20 protein-coding genes are annotated in these 20,151 nt (G+C 68.8%); 7 read left to right on the top strand and 13 right to left on the bottom strand.

Annotation, left to right across the window (positions count from 1 at the left end; genetic code table 11):
* Positions 1 to 8 precede the first annotated feature (8 nt).
* Positions 9 to 1,514: an SDR family NAD(P)-dependent oxidoreductase gene (locus HF576_RS15435; protein ID WP_168913665.1), complete on the top strand. Its 1,506-nt coding sequence runs from the start codon at positions 9 to 11 to the stop codon at positions 1,512 to 1,514.
* Complete coding sequence (locus HF576_RS15430) at positions 1,508 to 1,708, top strand: putative acetyltransferase (protein ID WP_168913664.1); 201 nt, start codon at positions 1,508 to 1,510, stop codon at positions 1,706 to 1,708. Before HF576_RS15435 ends, HF576_RS15430 begins: the two co-directional genes overlap by 7 nt.
* A 6-nt stretch (positions 1,709 to 1,714) precedes the next feature.
* Here HF576_RS15430 and HF576_RS15425 read toward each other — a convergent pair whose 3' ends face one another.
* Complete coding sequence (locus HF576_RS15425) at positions 1,715 to 2,644, bottom strand: LysR family transcriptional regulator (protein WP_168913663.1); 930 nt, start codon at positions 2,642 to 2,644, stop codon at positions 1,715 to 1,717.
* Positions 2,645 to 2,720: 76 nt separating this feature from the next.
* On the opposite strand from HF576_RS15425, the gene HF576_RS15420 reads away from it, so the two are divergent.
* The gene (locus HF576_RS15420) at positions 2,721 to 4,454 is read left to right on the top strand and encodes an FAD-binding protein (protein ID WP_168913662.1); all 1,734 of its coding nucleotides are present in this window, start codon (positions 2,721 to 2,723) and stop codon (positions 4,452 to 4,454) included.
* Between the two features lie 51 nt (positions 4,455 to 4,505).
* Here the strand turns inward: HF576_RS15420 and HF576_RS15415 are convergent, their stop codons facing one another.
* Both HF576_RS15415 and HF576_RS15410 read right to left on the bottom strand, forming a co-directional pair.
* On the bottom strand, positions 4,506 to 5,474 hold the full coding sequence (locus HF576_RS15415) for a squalene cyclase (RefSeq protein WP_168913661.1): 969 nt from the start codon (positions 5,472 to 5,474) through the stop codon (positions 4,506 to 4,508).
* Positions 5,475 to 5,542: 68 nt separating this feature from the next.
* Positions 5,543 to 6,988, bottom strand: a complete 1,446-nt coding sequence (locus tag HF576_RS15410; RefSeq protein ID WP_343234303.1) for an MFS transporter — start codon at positions 6,986 to 6,988, stop codon at positions 5,543 to 5,545.
* Positions 6,989 to 7,083: 95 nt separating this feature from the next.
* Between HF576_RS15410 and HF576_RS15405 the strand changes: the two genes are divergently transcribed.
* Positions 7,084 to 7,452, top strand: coding sequence for a MarR family winged helix-turn-helix transcriptional regulator (locus HF576_RS15405; protein ID WP_240948921.1), 369 nt, complete (start codon positions 7,084 to 7,086; stop codon positions 7,450 to 7,452).
* Here the strand turns inward: HF576_RS15405 and HF576_RS15400 are convergent.
* From HF576_RS15400 to HF576_RS15380, 5 genes are all read right to left on the bottom strand, one after another.
* Positions 7,449 to 7,652 (bottom strand): hypothetical protein, encoded by a 204-nt coding sequence (locus HF576_RS15400; protein WP_168913658.1) that lies wholly within the window; start codon positions 7,650 to 7,652, stop codon positions 7,449 to 7,451. The two genes, HF576_RS15405 and HF576_RS15400, sit on opposite strands and share 4 nt — an antisense overlap.
* A gap of 1 nt (position 7,653) precedes the next feature.
* Positions 7,654 to 8,112 carry a DUF6325 family protein gene (locus tag HF576_RS15395; protein WP_168913657.1) on the bottom strand — a complete coding sequence of 153 codons (459 nt, stop codon included), beginning with the start codon at positions 8,110 to 8,112 and terminating at the stop codon, positions 7,654 to 7,656.
* A 48-nt stretch (positions 8,113 to 8,160) separates the two neighbouring features.
* Positions 8,161 to 9,606, bottom strand: a complete 1,446-nt coding sequence (locus tag HF576_RS15390; protein WP_168913656.1) for a DUF1254 domain-containing protein — start codon at positions 9,604 to 9,606, stop codon at positions 8,161 to 8,163.
* A gap of 91 nt (positions 9,607 to 9,697) precedes the next feature.
* The gene (locus tag HF576_RS15385) at positions 9,698 to 10,087 is read right to left on the bottom strand and encodes a MerR family transcriptional regulator (protein WP_240948920.1); all 390 of its coding nucleotides are present in this window, start codon (positions 10,085 to 10,087) and stop codon (positions 9,698 to 9,700) included.
* Positions 10,088 to 10,106: 19 nt separating this feature from the next.
* Positions 10,107 to 10,979: an SDR family NAD(P)-dependent oxidoreductase gene (locus tag HF576_RS15380; protein WP_168913654.1), complete on the bottom strand. Its 873-nt coding sequence runs from the start codon at positions 10,977 to 10,979 to the stop codon at positions 10,107 to 10,109.
* Between the two features lie 140 nt (positions 10,980 to 11,119).
* Between HF576_RS15380 and HF576_RS15375 the strand changes: the two genes are divergently transcribed.
* On the top strand, positions 11,120 to 12,328 hold the full coding sequence (locus HF576_RS15375) for an MFS transporter (RefSeq protein ID WP_168913653.1): 1,209 nt from the start codon (positions 11,120 to 11,122) through the stop codon (positions 12,326 to 12,328).
* 37 nt (positions 12,329 to 12,365) lie between these two features.
* On the opposite strand, the gene HF576_RS15370 is transcribed toward HF576_RS15375, so the two are convergent.
* Genes HF576_RS15370 through HF576_RS15355 form a run of 4 tightly spaced genes read right to left on the bottom strand, consistent with a single transcriptional unit; the run spans position 12,366 to position 17,653 of the window.
* Positions 12,366 to 14,444, bottom strand: a complete 2,079-nt coding sequence (locus tag HF576_RS15370; protein ID WP_168913652.1) for a glycoside hydrolase family 2 TIM barrel-domain containing protein — start codon at positions 14,442 to 14,444, stop codon at positions 12,366 to 12,368.
* A gap of 2 nt (positions 14,445 to 14,446) precedes the next feature.
* Positions 14,447 to 15,358, bottom strand: coding sequence for a carbohydrate ABC transporter permease (locus HF576_RS15365; RefSeq protein WP_168913651.1), 912 nt, complete (start codon positions 15,356 to 15,358; stop codon positions 14,447 to 14,449).
* A gap of 2 nt (positions 15,359 to 15,360) precedes the next feature.
* Entirely contained in the window at positions 15,361 to 16,278 is a 918-nt protein-coding gene (locus HF576_RS15360) for a carbohydrate ABC transporter permease (RefSeq protein ID WP_168913650.1), read from the bottom strand.
* Positions 16,279 to 16,291: 13 nt separating this feature from the next.
* The gene (locus tag HF576_RS15355) at positions 16,292 to 17,653 is read right to left on the bottom strand and encodes an ABC transporter substrate-binding protein (RefSeq protein ID WP_168913649.1); all 1,362 of its coding nucleotides are present in this window, start codon (positions 17,651 to 17,653) and stop codon (positions 16,292 to 16,294) included.
* A 156-nt stretch (positions 17,654 to 17,809) separates the two neighbouring features.
* On the opposite strand from HF576_RS15355, the gene HF576_RS15350 reads away from it, so the two are divergent.
* Together HF576_RS15350 and HF576_RS15345 are read left to right on the top strand one after the other, a co-directional pair.
* On the top strand, positions 17,810 to 18,835 hold the full coding sequence (locus tag HF576_RS15350; RefSeq protein ID WP_168913648.1) for a LacI family DNA-binding transcriptional regulator: 1,026 nt from the start codon (positions 17,810 to 17,812) through the stop codon (positions 18,833 to 18,835).
* Positions 18,836 to 18,889: 54 nt separating this feature from the next.
* On the top strand, positions 18,890 to 19,807 hold the full coding sequence (locus HF576_RS15345) for a helix-turn-helix domain-containing protein (protein ID WP_168913647.1): 918 nt from the start codon (positions 18,890 to 18,892) through the stop codon (positions 19,805 to 19,807).
* 125 nt (positions 19,808 to 19,932) lie between these two features.
* Here the strand turns inward: HF576_RS15345 and HF576_RS15340 are convergent, their stop codons facing one another.
* On the bottom strand, positions 19,933 to 20,103 hold the full coding sequence (locus HF576_RS15340; RefSeq protein ID WP_168913646.1) for a hypothetical protein: 171 nt from the start codon (positions 20,101 to 20,103) through the stop codon (positions 19,933 to 19,935).
* Positions 20,104 to 20,151 lie beyond the last annotated feature (48 nt).

Below are 20,151 nucleotides of genomic sequence, written 5' to 3'. Positions count from 1 at the left end.
CTCCGCCCATGTCGGCCGACGTAGAATCGCGTGTGCCTCCCGAGATCTCCGCCTCCTCCGACCTCCCGCCGAGCGGCATCGACCCCGCGGACCTCGAGGCCACCCTTCGGGTCCTCGGCGGAATGGCAGGCCTGGACGAGACTCATCCCGACTTCGTCGCGGTGCGCCAGGCGACCGCGAAGATGTTCAAGGCCGTCAAGAAGGAGCGTCGCCGCGAGATCCGCGAGGCGATCGCGCAGGCCGACAAGGCCGTCGTCGCGGCCACCGCCACGGGCGCGGCGGATCGCATCGACGACGAGACGCGCGGCATCCCGATCAGCACCTCCACCACCGCGCCCGTCGCCGGCACGCTGATCAAGGCGCGCGCGTGCTACATCTGCAAGCAGCCCTATACGCTCGTCGACGCGTTCTACCACCAGCTGTGCCCGGAGTGCGCGGCGATGAGCCACGCCAAGCGCGAGGCCCGCACCGATCTGTCGGGCAAGCGGGCGCTGCTCACCGGCGGCCGCGCGAAGATCGGCATGTACATCGCGCTGCGGCTGCTTCGCGACGGCGCGCACACGACCATCACCACGCGGTTCCCGCGCGACGCCGTGCGCCGCTTCAGCAGCCTGCCGGACGCGCCGGAGTGGATCGACCGGCTCAAGGTCGTCGGCATCGATCTGCGCGATCCCGCGCAGGTCATCGGGCTCGCCGATGACGTCGCGGCGGCCGGCAGCCTCGACATCCTCATCAACAACGCCACCCAGACGGTGCGCCGCTCGCCGGGCGCCTACCAGCCTCTCGTCGACGCCGAGCTCGCTCCGCTCCCCGACGGACCGCTCCCCGAACTGGTGACGTTCGGCCACACCAACGATCAGCACCCACGCGCGCTCGAGCGCTCGGTGAGCGCCCACCCGATCCTCGCCGCCGCGGCGGCGCGCGCCGACGAGCTGACCGAGCAGGCGATGGCCGCGGGTTCCAGCTCGCTCGAGCGCCTGGCAGCCGGCACCGCGATCGACGCCGGCGGGCTCATCCCCGACCTCGATCACGTCAACTCGTGGACCCAGCGCGTGGGCGAGGTCGATCCGCTCGAGATGCTCGAAGTGCAGCTCGCGAACACGACTGCCCCGTTCCTCCTCGTGTCCAGACTGCGGGCGTCGCTCGCGGCAAGCAGCGCCCGGCGCACCTACGTGGTCAACGTCAGCGCCATGGAGGGCGTCTTCGGTCGCGGATACAAGGGGCCGGGGCATCCGCACACCAACATGGCCAAGGCGGCGGTCAACATGCTCACCCGCACGAGCGCCCGCGAGATGTTCGAGACCGACCGGATCCTCATGACCAGCGTCGACACCGGCTGGATCACCGACGAGCGCCCGCACCCCACCAAGGTGCGCCTCGCCGAGGAGGGGTTCCACGCACCGCTCGACCTCGTCGACGGCGCCGCCCGCGTCTACGACCCGATCGTTCGCGGCGAGGCGGGCGAAGACCTCTTCGGCGTCTTCCTCAAGGACTACGCCCCCGGCGCATGGTGAACCTGCCCGCGCCCGGGCACCGCGTGGTCGTGCGCTACCGGCTGCCGTCCGGACAGGCGACCGATGCGCTCGGCGAGCTGCTGAGCGCGGATGCCGAGACCGTCGTCGTCGACGGCAAGCGCGGTGTCGAGCGCATCGCGGTGGCCGACATCATCGCCGCCAAGGAAGTGCCGCCGCCGCCACCCCGCCGGTAGCTCAGGTCACGAATCCGCCAGTCGCATGGTCGCTCCGGCCCGCACCGCCAGCGCGGTCGCGGTGCGGGCCACGGTCTGCTGCATGATCTCGACCGCAATCGACGGCACCATATCGGCCGTGCGAGCGATGCTGATCGTCCGCGTGAGCGTCGGCTCGGCCAGCCGCACTGATCGCAGGCCCGGTCGATCGATGAGCACCATCGCCGGGACGATGGCCACTCCGATCCCCCGCTCGACGAACCGGAGCACGGCGTCCATCTCCGCACCCTCGATGACCGTCTCGGGCGTGAGCCCGGCGGCGCGGAACGCGGCATCGGTCGTCCGGCGCAGGTCGTAGGTGGAACTGAAGACGATCTGCGGCAGGCGCGCAACCTGCTCGAGCCGCATGGACTCGCTCGACGTCAGGGGCGGTGAGGTGCTCGACGAGACCACGACGAGCTCTTCGACGAGCAGCGGCACCACGACGAAGCGATCGACGGATGCCCCGCCCGAGGTCGTGATCAGCGCGAGGTCGAGCTCGCCGGCGGCCAGCTCCTCCAGCAGGCGCCGCGACCCCTGTTCCGAGAGGTGCAGATCGATGCCGGGGTGGGCTGCGTGGAACACGCTGAGCGCCTCGGCGACGAGACTGATGCAGAGCGTCGGCGTCGCGCCGAGGCGCACTCGCCCCCGCTCGAGTCCCGCGATCTCGGCGAGTTCACGTCGCACCGAGTCCGCGTCGGCCAGCATGCGGCGGGCCAGCGGCAGGAGCGACTCGCCGGCGGCGGTCAGCGTGCTGCCGCCGCGTGCCCGATGGAACAGTGCAGTTCCCAGTTCCTGCTCGAGCGCCGAGATCTGGCGGCTCAGCGACGGCTGCGCGAGGTGCAGCTGCTCGGCCGCGCGTGTGAAGTTGCCCAGGCGGGCGACGGTGACGAAGCTCTGCAGCTGCTCGAGATTCATGACGATAGCGTACCGCTATCGTGGCGACGATAAAGATGCATTGGAGTTATCGAACATGCGAACCTACCGTTGAAGGGTGACCACTTCAGAACGTCAGCTTTCCACCACCGTCCTCGTGATCGGCACCGGCGGATCGGGGCTGCGAGCCGCCATCGAACTGGCTGAAGCCGGTGTCGCCGTCCTGGCCCTCGGCAAGCGACCCAAGTCCGATGCCCACACATCGCTGGCCGCCGGCGGCATCAACGCGGCGCTCGGCACGATGGATGCCGCCGACACCTGGCAGCAGCACGCGGCCGACACGCTCAAGGAGAGCTACCTGCTCGCCAACCCCGAGACGGTCGAGACCGTCACGAAAGGCGCCGCCCAGGGCATCGACGACCTCGAGCGCTACGGCATGCCCTTCGCCCGAGAGGACGACGGCCGGATCTCGCAGCGCTTCTTCGGCGCACACACCTATCGCCGCACGGCGTTCGCGGGCGACTACACGGGGCTCGAGATCCAGCGGACCCTGATCAATCGCGCCGCCCAGCTGCAGGTTCCCATCCTCGACACGGTGTACGTCACGCGCATCCTCGTGAACGAGGACGGCGCGGTGTTCGGTGCGTACGGGTTCGACCTCGAAGACGGCACGCGCTATTTGATCCACGCGGATGCCGTCATCCTGGCGGCCGGCGGGCACAACCGGATCTGGCGTCGGACCTCGTCGCGGCGCGACGAGAACACCGGCGACTCGTTCCGCCTCGCCGTCGAAGCGGGCGGCCGGCTGCGCGACCCCGAGCTCGTGCAGTTCCACCCGAGCGGCATCATCGAGCCCGAGAACGCGGCGGGAACCCTGATCTCGGAGGCGGCGCGCGGCGAGGGCGGCATCCTCCGCAACGGCCTCGGCGAGCGGTTCATGCACCGGTACGACCCCGAGCGCCTGGAGCTGTCGACCCGCGACCGCGTGGCCCTCGCGTGCTACACCGAGATCAAGGAAGGCCGCGGCACCCCGAACGGCGGCGTCTGGCTGGACGTGTCGCACCTGCCGCGCGAGGTCATCATGACCCGCCTCCCCCGCGTGTACCAGACGATGCTCGAGCTGCAGATGCTCGACATCACCAAGGAGCCGATCGAGATCGCGCCGACCGCGCACTACTCGATGGGCGGCGTGTGGGTGCGTTCGTCCGACCACTCCACCGACGTGCCCGGTCTCTACGCCATCGGCGAGGCGTCGTCGGGACTCCACGGCGCCAATCGCCTCGGCGGCAACTCGCTCATCGAGCTGCTGGTGTTCGGACGCATCGTCGGTCAGGCCGCGGCCGAGTACTCCGCGTCGCTTCCGGCGCAGACCCGCTCCAAGACCGCAGTCGAGCAGGCCAGGGACGAGATCGCACAGCTGCTCGCAGCATCCGGAACCGAGAACGTACGCGCGCTGCAGCGTGCGATCCGCGACACCATGACCGAGTACGCGGGCGTCGTGCGCGACGAGCAGGGGCTCCTCACCGGGCTGGCCGAGCTCGACGCGATCGAGGCGCGCATGGCCGACATCGGCGTGCACCCCGACATCGCCGGGTATCACGACCTCGCCCACGCGTTCGATCTGAAGGCCGCCGCACTCGCTGCGCGAGCCACCCTCGAGGCGGCCCTGGAACGGCGCGAGACGCGAGGCTGCCACAACCGCAGCGACTACCCCGAGCTCGACCCCGAGCTGCAGGTCAACCTCGTGTGGTCGCCGACGACCGGCGTCGTGCGGGAGGAGATCCCGCCGATCCCCGCCCACATCGCGGACCTCATGCACGAGGTCTCGGTGGCGGGCAAGCTCGTCGAGTAGCGAGGTACCCGACGGGTGACGGATGCCGCGGCCCGGCCACCCCCGGCGGCTTCAGGCCGCGGCATCCCACCAGTCCAGCACGCGCGTGCCGATCAGCGTGAGCCAGCGCGAAGGCTGACCCTCGCGGACGTCGGTGTCGAACCACGTGCGGCCGGCGAGTGGTGTGGTCTGCAGCCAGGTGCCGTCCGGCTGCCGTGCAGATCGCACGAGGTCCACCGCCTCGGCGAGCCGCGAGTCGGGCGGCGTGCCTTCGTGCAGGGCGACATCGCGGAAATGGTCCAGTGCCGCGAGGGCGCTGTAGCGATGGCGGTTCGGGTAGACGAAGCGGCTCACGAACTCCCCCACCGGCTCACCCGTCGTGGCTCGGAACATCAGGCGGCGCGACAGCAGGTACTCCTCGCCGCCGTGGCGGGCGTCGCGCATCGACGTGTCGCCGGTGATGCGCTCGTATGCCAGGATGCCGCGCGCCGCGTTCAGCGTGGAGTGGAACGACGAACGCACCGAGTCGCCTTCCTCCGCCTCGCAGTTCCAGCCGCCGTCGGCGAGGCGGTGCTCCGGGAACCAGGCGACCAGTCGCGACACGTCCGCCCCGAGCCACGCACCGCTCGCGAGCGTGTAGGAGTTGATGCAGACGTCGACCTCGCCGCCCCAGTACGGCAGGTCGTCGTACTCCCATCTGCTGTTCGCGGCGAGCTTGTCGGACGTATCGGCGAGGGCCGCGGCATCCACTCCCCACTCGCGGAGGTCTTTGAGCACCCACGTCGTGGCGACCCACGGCTGCCCTGGCTCCTCGGCCTCAGGGCTGCCGAAGAAGCCTGCGGGGAAGAAGGCTCCCCCGGCCCACTGACCGTCGTCGCCCTGCTCGGCCAGCAGCCGGGCGCCGAAACCCTCCGTCGCGACGCGCGCTCGCGTCGCCTGCCACACCTCGGGCGGCGCACCCCCGAGGTCGCGTTCGACCTGCCAGCGCAGAGCGGGGTCCGAGTCGAGCAGCCAGTCCAGAACACGCTGATCCGTGGTCATGCCGGCAGGGTACCCGCGTCCGCCGACATACGGCAGCCGTCCTGGCGTGCCCGACTCGGACTGCCGCCCTACCTGCGTCGAGCGCCTCGCCGCACCGGTGCCAGGGCGACCGCGAACCCGGCGAGTGCGACCGCCGTCGACAGCACGAGTCCTGGCCGGAAGGCGTCGAGCATCTGCGCGGCGCCGGCATCGGCGGTGTGCTCACCGCCGGCGATGAGCGCCGTCGTCACGGCGAGCACGAGCGCGGCGCCCACCTGCGAGCTGCTCTGCACGAGACCCGCGGCGAGACCCTGCTCGTCGTTCGAGATCCCCGCGGTGGCGCGTTCCTGAATCGCCGGGAAGCCCAGCGCGAAACCGGCGCCCAGGAGCAGGACCGACGGCAGGATGTCGACGACGTAGAGGGGATCGGTCCCGACCCTCAGGAAGAGCAGGTAGCCGAGCGAGAGCGCGCCGAGTGCCACGGTGATGAGCAGCCGCGAGCCGAACCTGTCGATCAGCCGGTCCGCGAACGGCGCCGTGGCGACGACCACCAGACCCGCCGGCAGCAGCGCGAGCGCCATGCTCAGCGGCGGCCACCCGAGCACCGACTGCAGGTAGATCGTGAGGATGAACTGGAAGCTCACATACGAGCCGAACAGGGCGATGGCGCTGATGTTCGCCCTTGCGACGAACCCTTCGCGCAGGATTCCGAATCGGATGAGCGGATGCCGCACCCGCAGTTCGATCATCGCGAACGCTGCGAGCACGACGGCTGCGGCGACGAGACCGATGATCGTCTGCGCGGAGCTCCAGCCCACGTCGGGCGCAGAGACGACCGTGTAGACGAGGGTGAGCATGCCCACCGCCAGGGTCAGCGCACCCCACACGTCGTGACCGCCGGTCTTGGCCACGCGATCCCGCGGGATGAAGAAGAGTCCGAGGACCAGTGCGGTGACAGCGAACGGGACCGAGAACAGGAACGTCCACCGCCAGCTGAGCGACGTCATCAGTCCGCCGACGATCAGTCCGAGCGAGAAGCCGCTCGCCGCGAACGTCGTGAAGATCGAGATCGCCCGGTTGCGCGACGGTCCCTCGGCGAAGTTGGTGGTGATGAGCGAGAAGGCGGCCGGCGCCGTGAACGCCGCCGCGATGCCCTTGACGAACCTCGAGGCGATCACGATCGCCGGGTCGCTCACGAGCCCGCCGGCCAGAGAGGCCGCGGCGAACACGGCGAGGGCGATGAGGAGGATGCGGCGCCGGCCGAGCAGATCGGCGAGACGCCCGCCGAGGAGCAGCAGGCTGCCGTAGCCCAGCACGTACGCCGAGACCATCCACTGCAGGGTGCCGGTCTCGAGCGACAGTTCGGTGCCGATGGCGGGCAGCGCGACGCCGACCATCGAGACATCGAGTCCGTCGAGGGCGATGACGATGCAGACGACGAGGAGCAGCAGCCACGTGCGCGTGGTCCAGGGCTGGATGCCGGAGGCCGGGGAGGAGGCGGGGGCGGGGATCACCCGCGGGGTCGTTGAAGTCACTCGGTCAAGATACATGCTTCGTCATAGGTTGCGTCAACATTGAATTCTGATGCATGTAATGCTCCGACATCGATTCTGCGGGTACCATGTTGGACATGGCTCAGAACGATGTGGTCGAGCGCTGGCGATCGCTGCAGTCGGCGTACCTCTCGACGGCCTCAGTCCTCGAGCGGGCACTCGGCGAGCGCTGCGATCTCGGGCTCAGCGAGTTCGAGATCCTCGACCTGGTCGCCGAAGAGCGGCAGGACCCGTGCCTGATGCGTGATCTCGTGCAGCGCACGCCGATGACGCAGAGCGCGCTGTCGCGCATCGTCGACCGGCTGCAGAAGGCCGGCCTCGTGCAGCGCATGGAGTGCGGCTTCGATCGTCGCTCGATGTTCGTCGCCGTGACCGAGAAGGGCGCCAAGGTCCACGCCGAGGCGCAGCAGGTCTACCAGTCCCTGCTCGCCGACGAACTGGGCTAGATCCGGCGACGACGCGGCGTCGCGACCGCACCGACCACGGCGGCCTTCGCCACCGGGTTGCGGCCCGGCGAGACCGCGGCGCCGACGGCGGCCGCCTTGGCGACGGGCGAGGGCCCCGGTGTGATGGCGGCGCCGACCACGGCCGCCCTGGCGACAGGCGCCCCGATGACTCCTACGCGTCCGACTCGTCTTCCGAGCATGTCAGGCTCCCATCTGCATGGCGTGGTCCTCGGCCTCGATCGAGGCGATGATGGCTTGGATCGGGATGCGCCCGTTCGCGACCAGCTGCCCCCCGGCACGGCGAGCCGCAGAGGCGAATCCCGCGCTCCAGACGTTCTCGTAGACGAGCACACCCGCTACCGTGCCCGGGTCCATCGCGGCGGCAAGATGCACGACGTCGTCGGCGGCGAGGAGTTCCGCGAGATCCGCTTCGAGTCGGGCGAGCGGGCCCAGGTCCTCCAGCTCGGACAACTCCAGGGCTTCGATCTCGCCATCCGCATCCTTGGTGAGGACGAGGATGTCGATGATCCTGATGGTGCCGGCGTCGACGAGCTCGAGCAGCTCGGCAGCCATCTCACCGGTGAAGTGGGACTGGCCGGGCGGGAACTCGACGACGATGTAGTCGACAGGTCCCAGCTCGTCCAACGTGGAATTGCTCATGGAAGGTCCTTTCCTCTGAATCGTCGGAGTCCGCGCGAGCCGAGCGGCTCAGTCCTGCTCGTGGACGATCTCGGGCATCTGCCACGACATGTCGAACCATGGTTCGAGCGGACCATAGAGCCGCAGCAGCGGCCACCAGGATTTGCCGGCGAGCGTCGGGATCCAATTGGACTCCTTGCCCTCCGGTGCGACGGGAGCGAACCACAGCACGCACGAGCCGTCCGCCTCGAGCTGAAGCTCTCCGGTGAGGCTCGAGACCGCGGGGAATGGCGCCGACTGCAGCAGCGAGCGCGTCTGGGTGTCGTACACGTCGACCGACCAGAAGTTCTTTGCCGGCGGATCCGCCGGGATCCGCAGCGAATAGGTGGCGGCGCCGTCCAGGAGAGCGCCGTCGGCGTCCTCGGCCGTATAGAGGTACGCCGACCCCGCTCCGACCTGCGCGTGCGCCATCGCGGGAGTGATGACGGTCGCCGCGTAGTGGAAGAGCGTGCGCGCGTCGAGGTTGCGGGCGCCGTCGTTCAGGAACTCGTAGCTGCCGCCGACGAAGCCGTTCTTCCACGACGACCCGTCCCAGCGGAACGACTGCGGGTCGCGCGCGGCGTAGAGGGTCGCTCGTGCCATCGCTGCCCCGATCCGGGCGGCGTCATCGAGAATCCCCCGCAGGCGTTCGTCGGGTGCGAAGGGCCGCGCGTGAGCGATGCCGAGCGACGCCAGGTTGCCCGCTCGCTCGGGGTCGAGCGCAGCCGTCGGCTCCTCTGCGACGAGCTGGGCGATCTCCTCGAAGAACGAGAAGTCGTTCGAGTGGACCGTGTTGAAGGCCTGCTCGCCGATGTTCACGAACGTGTTCTGAGGCGCGGCATCCGCATCGCTCAATCGATAGATGCGCGACTGCTTGATCGCGGACACTCCTGCGAGGGCGCGGATCACGACGAAGTTCGTGAATGTCGGGCTCTCGAAGGTGAAGTACCCGTCCGGGCGCTCGCCTTCGTACCCCGGAGGCAGGAAGAGGTACGCGCCGCCCTCCCCGTGATCGGGACCGGCGATCCCCATATCGGCGACGTAGCGGAACCAGAAGTCGTCGACCACGCACAACGACTGGGGCGGCACCTCGATCACCGTGGGTCCCCATGCCTTGAGGTCGAGGAAGGTGACTCCGTAGGTGGTTTCGGTGTTGGGCGTGAGGAAGATGGGGGTCGAGGTGCACCTCGGGTCGGTGAAGCCGATCTTGTCCGGCGAATCGACGCCGGCCACGCGCAGGCCACGCCTCATCGCGACAAGAGAGGCGCCGGGAACGGCGTTCAAGAACGCCGTGATCCCACGCACCAGATCGAGGCCGTCGAAGATCGACTGCACGGATGCGGGCTTGGGCACCCCGTCGAAGAACTCGAACTCGCCGAACGGCGTCGACAGCCGATCCTGCGTCGAGACGTGCGAGACCTCCTCCGCGAGGTTCTCCGCCGAGAGCCCGGCCTTCGTGGTTCCGTCAAGCGCCATGTCGTCTCCTCGTCCGCCGGTTGCGAGGCGATCCTCCCAGCGGCCGGCGGCGAGCACATCATGCACATGGCATGAGACTCACGAAGCAGGCTCAGCCTTCGGGGTGGCCGTCGTAGACGCGAAGCTTGTACTCCGTGGTCTCGAGCGCGAGCGTGAGCTCGCGGATCCGGCGCGTGAGTCGGTCACGCTGAGCGTGCATGATCTGCCGGCGATCGGGGACGGTCGAAGCCCCCTCCTCGACGAGAGCGATGTAGCGAGTGAGATCCCGCATGGTCATGCCCGAGAGCCGCATGCGGGTGAGGAAGACGAGCCGTCGCAGGTCCGCCTCGCCGTACTCACGATGACCGGAGGCGTTGCGGGCGGGCCGCACCAATCCCTGCTGCTCGTAGTACCGGAGCGTGTGAGGCGAGACGCCGATCACCTGCGCGGCGGCCGTCACCGACAGGGCGGACCGTTCTTGGGTGAGAGTTCCGGTGGCCATGTGCGTCATGCTACGTCGATCAGAAGGCGCGCACGGCAGGAGGCAGCCCCGGAAAGTCGGCTGACTCGCTCACCGGGGCCCACCCCACGACGTCGGCAAGGGAACGCTCGTATGCCCGGGTGAGGTTGCGGACCGCCTCGGCCCCGAGTGGCAGACGCATGGGCGCGTCCGGCCGCGCGAGCACGTCGCGGATCACCCTCGCCGCGCGCGCCGGGTCGCCTTCCTGCGCCCCGTCGACGTCGGCCATGTTGGCTCGGATCGCCCCGATGACGTCGTCGTACCCGGGATGCGGCTCGGCCGTGCTGAGCACGCCGGCGGCGTTGAACGCCGTGCGAAAACGACTGGGCTCGACGATGAGCACGCGGATCCCGAACGGGGCGACCTCGCCGGCGAGCGCCTCCGACCACCCCTCGAGTGCGAACTTGCCGGCGGAGTAGCTGCCGACGCCGGGGAACGACATCCGCCCTCCCTGACTGCTCATCTGCACGATCGCACCCGACCGCTGCGCACGCAGGTGCGGGAGGACGTCCCGCACGTACGCCGCCGGACCGAAGAGATGCTGGTCGAGCATGTCGCGCAGAGCGGCATCCGTCACCTCTTCCGCGGCGCCCACCTGGCCGGCGCCGGCATTGTTGACGAGCACGTCGATGCGTCCGAACGCGTCGACGGCACGGGCCACGACGGCCGCGGCCCCCGCGGTGTCACGCACATCGTGCTCGATCGGGACGATGCGATCGCCGAATGCGGCCTTGAGCGCATCGAAGCGGTCCGCCCGGCGCGCGGTGCCCACGACATGCTCGCCGGCCTCGAGGGCGGCCTCGGCCAGGGCCAGGCCGAGGCCCGAGCTCGCTCCGGTGATGAGCCAGGTCTTCGTCTCGTCGCTCGTGGTCATGCCCCACACGGTAGGGGTTCGAGCGCGCTCGAAGGCAAGCCCGATCGGTCGGCCGACGGGACGGCCTCCCGCGGACGATCGGTCGGATGCCGCGGACGACCGGTCGGGCGGAGCGTCCGCGTCGATGCGACGGTGGGATCATGCCCACCACCGCCTCCATCCCCGTCGCCCCCGCGTCGTCCGTTGAGAAGCTGCGTTACGGCGGGCTCATCGCCATGACGCTGATGAGCTTCCTGCTCGTCACCGCGGAGTTCCTTCCCAACGGCGTACTCACCGAGATGGCCGCAGGGCTCGGTGTGAGTCCGGGGCAAGCCGGCCAGACCGTCACCGTGACCGCTCTGGTGGGCCTGGTCGTCGCTCCCACCGTCGGGCTCGTCTTCCCTCGCGTCGACCGCCGATCCCTGCTGGCGTGGATGGCCGTCGCCGCCGCGGTCTCGAACCTCGTCGTTGCGATCGCCCCGAACCTCGTGATCGTGCTGCTCGCCCGCTTCTTCCTGGGCGCGGCGATCAGTGCGTTCTGGGCGATGTCGATCACGGTCGCCGCGCGCATCGCCGGCCCCGACCGACTGGGTCGCGCCGTGATGTTCTCGTCGGCCGGCGCATCGCTCGCGACCGTCGCGGGCGTTCCGATCGGAGTCATGCTCAGCACGATGCTCGACTGGCGCGTCGTCTTCGCACTCGCGGGCGTCGTCACGGGGCTGCTCGCGATCGCGATGCGCGTGCTCCTTCCGTCGGTGCCGCCCGCGCCGGCGTCGAGCTTCGCGATCCTCGCCGACACGGCCCGCCGGCCCGGGATCACGCTGGGCCTCGTCGGCCACGTCCTCGTCGTGCTCGGTCACTTCCTGGCGTACACCTACATCCGGCTCGCACTCGAACGCATGCGGATCGGTGAGGAGGCGGCATCCGTCGATGCCGGAACCGTCGTGCTCCTGCTGGCGCTGTTCGGCGCGGGCGGCCTGATCGGCAACATCGTCATCGGCATGATCGTCGACCGCTCCTTCGCGTTCTTCGCGGTGCTCACGCCGCTCGTCATCGCCGCATCGGTGCTCGCGATGCTGCTGCTGTCGGGCTCGGTGGCCGGGATCGCCGTCGTGGCGTTCGTGTGGGGCTTCTTCTTCGCGTCCTGGCTGATCGTCGTCAACACGTGGATCGGGCACCGCATGCCCGACCGCCTCGAGGCCGGCGGCAGCCTCGTCGTCGTGGGCTTCCAGGGCGCCATCGCGATCGCCGCGGCGCTTGGAGGATTCCTCGTCGACACCGTCGGAGTGGAGCTGGTGTACGTGATCGGCGCGGGGATGCTCGTCGTCGGAGCAGGCCTCTTCGGCGCTTCCAACCGCGCCCGAAGCTGACTCTGCGGAACAGCCGCCGGCGCCCGCCTCCCGTCCGCTACTTCTCCGCCCGCGCGCCGCGCCTGTTCGGCGCCTCGACGTCGGCTGCATCCAGGAACGTCCGCGCGATCACGGTGCCCGCGTCATCCGTCGCCCAGATGAGGAACCGTCCCGGACCCGCTGATGCGGGAACAGCGAGCGTCACGGCATCCGACAGCTCGAAGGGCTCCGCCGTCACGACAGCGGACGACACCGCGGGCGCACGGACTGAGCCGGCCGGAGTCCCGGCGGCTGCCCAAGCTCCGTGCACAGTCGCGGTGACGGAAGAGCGCCCATGATGAGAGACGTGCACGTCGAGTCCGAACTCGGCCACCGGCAGCCCCAGATCGGCTCCCGCCTGGGCGGGAACGAGGTCGAGCACGAGCACGGTTTCAGCGTTCACATGCGCGGGGACGCATCCGCCCCAGTCCTTGGTGCGCCGATCCTCGGTCAGCAGCCCGGCGCACTCGTGCTCGACATCCGAGAACTCGGTGTAGACGTACCCGGAGTACCGGTCGTGACGGCGGAGCTCCTGTGTTTCCCACCGTAGATGCCAAGCCCGTTCCAGGCTGGTGAACCCCTCGCCGTACTCGCTGTTCAGGATGGGCACGCCGCTTCGCGCGAAGTCGTCAGAACCGTAGAACGACTTGTCGACGACGAAGTCCGGGCCCAGCCGGACCGGGAACGTCTCGCGCGCCCCGGAGGCGAGCTCGGCCACAGCCTGCTTCCACGTCGCGATGTCCGGCTCGTAGTAGTGCCAGTCGACGAGGTCGCTCTTCACATGCGCCCAGCCGGAGTTCTCCACGATCGGCCGCGAGTCGTCGAGCGCACGCAGCAGGTCGTATGCGCGGACCGCGGCATCCGCCCGCGCGGCGCTGCCGGGGATGTCCCAGTCGAGACCCCATTCCTCGTTGTAGAGACCCCAGATGACGATGCTCGGGTGATTCCCGTCGCGTTCCACCATCGCCGGCAACTGCGCCTCGAACGCTGCGGCCGCAGCATCCGAGAAGCGGCTGGGGCAGGCCGGCTCGGCCCACACGAGCATCCCCGTGACGTCGGCCTCATGCAGCCAGATCGGATCCTCGAACTTCAGATGCTTGCGCACCAGGTTGTAGCCCAGCTGGCCCGCAAGGGCGATGTCTCGCCGAAGCGCCTCGGCATCCGGAGCGGTCAGACCCGTGTCGGGCCAGTAGCCCTGATCGAGCACGCCTCGCACGTACAACCGTGACCCGTTCAGCAGCAGCTCCTCGCCGCGGGTCTCGATGCGCCGGAGTCCGGTCGTCGCGACCACTCGGTCTGCCGTCACGCCCTCTCCGACGACGATCTCCACCTGATACAGGTGCGGATCGTGGGGCTGCCACAGCCGTGGCTCCGCGAGTTCGATCCGTCCGATCGCGCGGCCCGCAGCATCCGTCACCAACTCGACCGAGATCTCCCCCGCCCGCGCGCGCACGACGGCACCGGCCACCGCATCACCCGCGACCGAGACCACGACATCGATTCCGGTCAGGCTGTCTCCGCGCAGCGACACCGAACGCGCGTAGGTGCGCCCGCGCGCTTCCAGCCATACCGACTGCCAGATGCCCGAGGTGGGCGTGAACGAGACTCCGTCGTAGTCGTCGCGGGGGATCGACCGCTGCTTGCCGTGAACGATGTGACGCTTGTCGGCCGGCGCCTCGACCTCGACGCTGAGTTCGGACGCAACCCCCGGGACCAGGAACTCCGTCACGTCGAATTCGAACGACTCATAGCCTCCGACGTGCTCGCCGACGAGCGTGCCGTCGATCCGCACGACAGCACGGTGATGCACGGCGCCGAAGCTCAGCACGACCCGGCGGTCGCCCCACTCGGCTGGCACCAGCACGGAGCGGCGGTACCTCCCGCGCTCCAGCCATGGGCGGCGAATGCCCGACGCCTCGCTCTCCCAAGCGAACGGCACGATGATAGGCGCCTGAATGCCGTCGGCCTCGAAGTCCCAGCGCCCGTTGAGCGTCAGCCAACGCTCCGATCGGTCGCGATCCGGACGCGGGTACTCGGGGCGGGGAATCTCCTCGAGAACGGATGCCTCGAGAGGAGAGGACGTGGTGGTAAGTGACACATTCAGCCTTTCACGCTGCCGGCGAGGATGCCGTTGATGAAGTGGCGCTGGAGCACGATGAAGAGCACCAGCAGGGGGATGAGGGCGATGGAGCTCGCGGCGAGGAGCTCGCCGGTGACGGTGGCGTAGTCGGCGCCGATCCGGTTGCCGGTGATGTTCTGCGCGAGTGTCGACAGCACGACCTGAAGCGTCGCCATCTGCTCGGAGCTCGCGACGATCACGGGCCACACGAAGTCGTTGTAGATGTTCATGATCGTGAGCACGGCCAGACCCGCGAGGCCCGGGCGGATCACCGGCACGATCACCCGCCAGAAGATCCCGAACTCGCTGCAGCCGTCGACGCGCGCCGCGTCGAGCAGTTCGTCGGGCACGGCGCTGATGACCTGCCGCATCCAGAAGATCGCGAACGCATCGATCGCGCCGGGCAGGATCAGCGCCTGATATGTGTTCACCCATCCGAGCGTCTTCATCTCCAGCAGCAGCGGGATGATGAGAACGATCGTCGGCAGCATCAGCGTGACCAGGACCGTGCCGAAGATCAGGTTCTTGCCGACGAAGTCGTACTTGGCGAACGCGAACGCCGCCAGCGGGGCGAAGAACAGCGTGATGCCGCCCTTGACCACGAGCACGATCGCGGTGTTGAGGAACCCGTGAGCGATCGGCACGTCCTGGAACATCGCCGTGAAGTTGTCGAGCGTGAAAGTCGTCACGTCGAAACCCAGGGGGTCGCGGATGATGTCGTTCGGCTGCTTGAACGACGACACGATCGCCCACGCGACCGGTGCGAGGAACCCGATCAGCAGGAGCATCAGGAACGCGTGCGAGCCGATCCGGGGACTCGTCTTGCGCGGGCGACGCTCGGGAGGGATGGATGCCGCTGCAGTGGCTGCGGGACGGAGGAGAGTGCCGGTCATGATCAGTCCTTGGCTCGCAGCATCCGGACGAAGAAGAGCGAGAGCACCATCACGAGAATGACCAGGAGGAAGGAGTTCGCCGCTCCCGTGCCGAGATCTCCGCGCGTGATGTGGTTGTAGAGGTAGTAGCCCGCAGTCGTCGTCGAGTTGTACGGCCCGCCCTGCGTGACCACGAACGGTTCGGCGAACATCTGGAAGACCGCGAGGGTCTGCAGCACCACGGCGAACATGATGGTGCGGCGCAGCAGCGGCACCGTGATGCTCCACAGCTGACGCAACCGCGAGGCGCCGTCGAGCTCGGCCGCCTCGTACATCGACTGGTCGATGGACTGCAGCCCGGAGAGCAGGATGATCACGATGAACCCGGTGGTCTTCCAGAGGAAGAGCAGCGCGAGGGTCGGTTTCGCCCAGGCGCTCGTCGTGAGCCAGCCGATATCGGGGATGCCGAACGCGCCGAGGAGCGCGTTGATCGCCCCGTACTGCTGGTCGAAGAGCACCACCCAGATCTGTGCGACTGCCACCAGCGGAGTGACGAACGGCACGATGAACGCGACCCGGTAGAGGCCGCGGAGCCGCAGCTTCGCCGAGTTCAGCAGCACGGCCACGACAACGCCCAGCACGAGCTGCACCGGGACGATCAGCAGCCACAGCAGGGCGGAGTTGCCGAGGGAGTTCCAGAACGCCTCGCTCGTGAGGAGGTACGCGTAGTTGCCCCAGCCCACCCACTCCGCGGCACCGGCGCCCCGCCAGTTCGTGAAGCTCAGCCGCGCCGTGAAGATCAGCGGGTACACGCTGAAGGCGACGAAGATCACGAGGAACGGCAGCACGAAGAGGTACGGCGCCGAGCGTCGTCGCAGCTTCGCCGCGCCGAGGCGATGCGCGCGCTGCGGCAGCGCGGAGGGGAGGGCGGAGGTCGTCATCTCGGAGAGCCCGTCACTGCCTGTCGATGAGGTTGGTCTGGATGCCGTCGGTCGAGCTGCTGACGACCTCGGCGGGCGTCAGGTCGCCGTCGAGCATCCGCTGCAGGTCGTTGCCGAGGTAGTCGACGGCGCCGTTCCACCAGGACGGGATCGCCGTGCCGCTCGGGATCTGCGCACCGGCCTCGGTGGCGACGGCCCACAGGTCCTGGCCGCCCAGCGCCTCGATCGGCTCGAACAGGGGCCTCGACGGATCGGCTGCCGGCGAGTACGCGGGGATCGACGTGTTGAGCCCGGTCGGGTAGATGTCGTTGACGCCCCAGACCGCGCTGTAGCCGGCCTCGTCGTACATGAGGAACTCGTAGAACAGCCAGGCGAGGTCGGCGTTCTCCCCGTCCTTCGGCAGCACGAACGACGAGCCGCCCATCGCGCCGCTGCGCGCGCCACCTTCCGCCCACGCCGGCAGCGGCATCGCCCGCCAGTCGCCGCTCGTCTCGGGCAGCAGCTGCTGTGGAGCGAAGTCGAACCAGATCGCCCAGGGGTAGAAGACCTGGTTGCCGTTCTCGAGCTCGGCGATGTCGGTCGGGCTGAGGTACTCGGCCCGCGTGCCGAGACCTTCCTTCTGCACGGTGTCGAGGAAGGTGAGGATCTGCTCGTACTCGTCGCTGTCGAGGCGCAGTTCCCCGTCGGAATCCGCGATCGAGGTGCCGAGCTGGCTCGCATACATCTCGAGCTGAAGCTGTCCGAGGAAGGGACTCTGCTCCAGGTGGATCGGCTTCGAGCCGGGCTTCGCCGCCTGATACTCCTTGGCGGCCGCGAGCAGATCGTCGTACGTCTCGATCGTCGCCGCGTCGATGCCGACCGCTTCGAGCGCTGCGGCGTTGTAGTAGAGCAATCCCGGGTTGAGGTCGAAGGGCACGCCATAGATGCCGCCGTCGACCGTGGTGGCGTCGATCTTCTGCGGAGCGATGTCGTCGATGTACGGCTCGAGCACGTCGGTGACGTCCCACAGGTGTTCGGCGTAGCCGCCTACCAGCGCGTCGTCGAGGAACACGCCATCCGGCACGTCGGTGCCGGTGATGAGGGTGTTCTGCAGCTTGGCGTTGATGTCGACCGCCTCGTGGTTCACCGTGATCTCGGGGTACTTCGCCTCGAAGTCGTCGATCACCGCGTCGAAGACCTCGTAGAGGTCGCCTGAGCGGTCCCAGATGGTGATCTCGCCTGCCGGCTGCTCAGCGGTGGGTGCCTGGAGCCGGTCGGATGCCGACCCGTCGCCGGCCGTGATGTCGGGGCCGCAGCCGGTGAGCGCAAGTGCGACGACGGCGAAGCTGCCGGTCACGACGACGCGGAGAGCGGTCCGGCTCGGGTGGCGGTTCATGGACACTCCTTTGTGTGTGGAACTTCTGTGCGTGGAACTTCGGGTGAGGCGTGGTGGTCTTCAGCGGTTCGCAATGCTCGGCTGCTGACCCTCGTTTGCTAACGTATGCAAACTGTAACCCATGTTTGCACACGTTGCAAACGATAGGATGGCGGGATGCCGGCCACACTCCGCGATGTCGCAGAACGCGCGCAGGTCTCGATGCGCACCGTGTCGAACGTGGTGAGCGGATATGCCCACGTCAGCGAGCGCATGCGCACGAGAGTGCTGGCGGCGATCGAAGAGCTCGACTACCGGCCAAACCCGGTCGCTCGGACACTGCGCACCGGACGCACCGGGATGCTCGCACTCGTGGTGCCGGAAATCGACGTGCCGTACTTCAGCGAACTCGCCCGTGACGTGATCGACGCCGCCGCCGAGGTGGGATACCGCGTCATGATCGACCAGACCGGACACGACCACGAGCGCGAGCGGCAACTGCTCACCGGAGAGGATCGCACGATGCTCTTCGACGGCCTGCTGTTCAGTCCGCTGGTCACCAAGTCGGAGCTGCTCGCGATGCACGGATCGATGCGGATGCCGCTGATCCTGCTGGGCGAGCACGAGTTCGATGGGCGCTACGACCACGTGGCCATCGACAATGTGGCCGCCGCGCGAGATGCCGTGAACCATCTCATCGCGATCGGGCGCACCCGCATCGCAGCGATCGGTTCCCAGCCGCTCGAAGAGTACGCGACTCCGCTGCAACGCTCGGCCGGATACGAGACAGCGCTGGCAGCTGCCGGGTTGGAACGGCGCCCCGATTACGTGACGACTGCCGCACACTACAGCCGCAGTGACGGCTACGCCGCTGCCCGCGCGCTGCTCGAGCTCCCCACCCCGCCGGACGCGATCTTCTGCTTCTCCGACCTGCTCGCCATCGGCGCCATGCGCGCCGTGTTCGACGCGGGCCTGCGTGTACCCGAGGACATCGCCGTGATCGGCATCGATGACGTCGAGGAAGGGCGCTTCTCGCGGCCGACGCTCAGCACGATCTCGCTCGATACCCCGTTCATCGCGCGAGAGTCCGTTCGCCGGATCATCGCACGGATCGAAGACCCTACGCTCCCGGCCACAGAGATCGTCGCGCCCCACAGGCTGCTGGTGCGCGAAAGCACCCGCCCCATCGTCGGCGAGGGGTGACTGCATCCCCGCCGCCCAGGAATAGCCGGCGCCGCCCGCACGTTGCGGCTACGCATGACGGTGGTCGATTCGGATGCCCTGGCCCAGGTGCTCTCGTCCATCGAGGTGCGCATGGGAATCGCGCGACGTCTGACGCTCGAGCCCGCCGGCACGCTGCCGATCGCCGCTGATGCGGTGACGCTCGTCTACGTCGCTGACGGCGTGGTCCACGGGCATCCCCCGCTGGGAGACGGATGCCGCCTCGATGTAGATCGCGCGTCGCAGCGGATCTGGGCCACCGCCGCCGGGGACCGCTCGCGCCTCGTCGCCGGCGATGCCCTCATCACGCTCGGCAGCCGGCGGTTCGTGCTCGAACCGGACGCCTCGGCATCGCTCGTCGTCTTCGAGTTCGAGCTGTCCGACGTCGCACACGGGCTGGCCACGGTCGTTCCCGATGTGGTCACCGTGACGGATTTCGCGGGCCTCGAGCCGGCCGCGGCCGCACTGGCGGCCAACATGGGCCTCGCGCACCGCGCCACCGCTGCTCTGCGCTCGGGCGACCCCGTCATCTGCCGCATGATGGCGACCACCGTCCTCCTCTCGGTGATCCGCGCGTGGGCCGAGAACGGGTGCGCACCCGAGGGCTGGCCCGCCGCTGCGAAGGATCCGTTCCTCGACCGCGTCGTCGAAGCGATCCACGAACAGCCCGGCCGGGACTGGACGGTCGAACTGCTCGCGTCGGTGGGTGCGATGTCGCGCTCGGTGTTCGCCGAGCGCTTCCGCGCCACGGTGGGAAGCACCCCGGCCAGCTACGTCACCGAAGTGCGGATGAGCACGGCCAAGCGGATGCTCGAATCGGGATTGCCAGTGTCGACGATCGCGCGCGAGCTGGGGTACGCCTCCGACGAGGGCTTCAGCCGCGCGTTCCGCCGCAGCGTCGGGATGCCGCCGTCGGCGTGGCGCCAGACACGCCACGCTCCGGCACTGGCCTGAACACCGCACGCATCCGGTCCACGACGACACCGGCGATGACCGCGACCAGGAACAGCACGAGCAGCATGCACGGCGACGAGACCGCTTCGACGAGCACCGCCGCCAGCGTCGCGAGGGCGTCGGGATCACGTCCACGAGGCCGCGCTCCGCTCCGACTGAGCGCGGCGCCATCGCACGAGCCCGGCGACGCCGATCACGACGACGTAGACGACCGTGAACATCGCGGCCGCGATGAGGAAGACCGAGATGGCCAGGGACCACAGGATCTTCTCGACGATGCTCGACGCGAGGGCCATGATCGTTCCTTTCTCGATGGGCGATGCGGAGACGGATGCCGGGCGCCC

Origin of the sequence: Microbacterium salsuginis, from assembly GCF_012524205.1 — a bacterium.
Classification (GTDB): domain Bacteria; phylum Actinomycetota; class Actinomycetes; order Actinomycetales; family Microbacteriaceae; genus Microbacterium; species Microbacterium salsuginis.
This window is presented reverse-complemented; position numbering and strand designations above follow the sequence as displayed.

Bases quoted from the DNA above. Each gene is read 5' to 3' on its own strand.
- HF576_RS15415 (WP_168913661.1), bottom strand. From the start codon at position 5,474: ATGACCACGGATCAGCGTGTTCTGGACTGGCTGCTCGACTCGGACCCC.
- HF576_RS15400 (WP_168913658.1), bottom strand. From the start codon at position 7,652: ATGCTCGGAAGACGAGTCGGACGCGTAGGAGTCATCGGGGCGCCTGTC.
- HF576_RS15380 (WP_168913654.1), bottom strand. From the start codon at position 10,979: ATGACCACGAGCGACGAGACGAAGACCTGGCTCATCACCGGAGCGAGC.
- HF576_RS15360 (WP_168913650.1), bottom strand. From the start codon at position 16,278: ATGACGACCTCCGCCCTCCCCTCCGCGCTGCCGCAGCGCGCGCATCGC.
- HF576_RS15355 (WP_168913649.1), bottom strand. From the start codon at position 17,653: ATGAACCGCCACCCGAGCCGGACCGCTCTCCGCGTCGTCGTGACCGGC.
- HF576_RS15395 (WP_168913657.1), bottom strand. From the start codon at position 8,112: ATGAGCAATTCCACGTTGGACGAGCTGGGACCTGTCGACTACATCGTC.
- HF576_RS15375 (WP_168913653.1), top strand. From the start codon at position 11,120: ATGCCCACCACCGCCTCCATCCCCGTCGCCCCCGCGTCGTCCGTTGAG.
- HF576_RS15390 (WP_168913656.1), bottom strand. From the start codon at position 9,606: ATGGCGCTTGACGGAACCACGAAGGCCGGGCTCTCGGCGGAGAACCTC.
- HF576_RS15425 (WP_168913663.1), bottom strand. From the start codon at position 2,644: ATGAATCTCGAGCAGCTGCAGAGCTTCGTCACCGTCGCCCGCCTGGGC.
- HF576_RS15430 (WP_168913664.1), top strand. From the start codon at position 1,508: ATGGTGAACCTGCCCGCGCCCGGGCACCGCGTGGTCGTGCGCTACCGG.
- HF576_RS15365 (WP_168913651.1), bottom strand. From the start codon at position 15,358: ATGACCGGCACTCTCCTCCGTCCCGCAGCCACTGCAGCGGCATCCATC.
- HF576_RS15385 (WP_240948920.1), bottom strand. From the start codon at position 10,087: ATGGCCACCGGAACTCTCACCCAAGAACGGTCCGCCCTGTCGGTGACG.
- HF576_RS15435 (WP_168913665.1), top strand. From the start codon at position 9: ATGTCGGCCGACGTAGAATCGCGTGTGCCTCCCGAGATCTCCGCCTCC.
- HF576_RS15405 (WP_240948921.1), top strand. From the start codon at position 7,084: ATGGCTCAGAACGATGTGGTCGAGCGCTGGCGATCGCTGCAGTCGGCG.
- HF576_RS15350 (WP_168913648.1), top strand. From the start codon at position 17,810: ATGCCGGCCACACTCCGCGATGTCGCAGAACGCGCGCAGGTCTCGATG.
- HF576_RS15340 (WP_168913646.1), bottom strand. From the start codon at position 20,103: ATGGCCCTCGCGTCGAGCATCGTCGAGAAGATCCTGTGGTCCCTGGCC.
- HF576_RS15345 (WP_168913647.1), top strand. From the start codon at position 18,890: ATGACGGTGGTCGATTCGGATGCCCTGGCCCAGGTGCTCTCGTCCATC.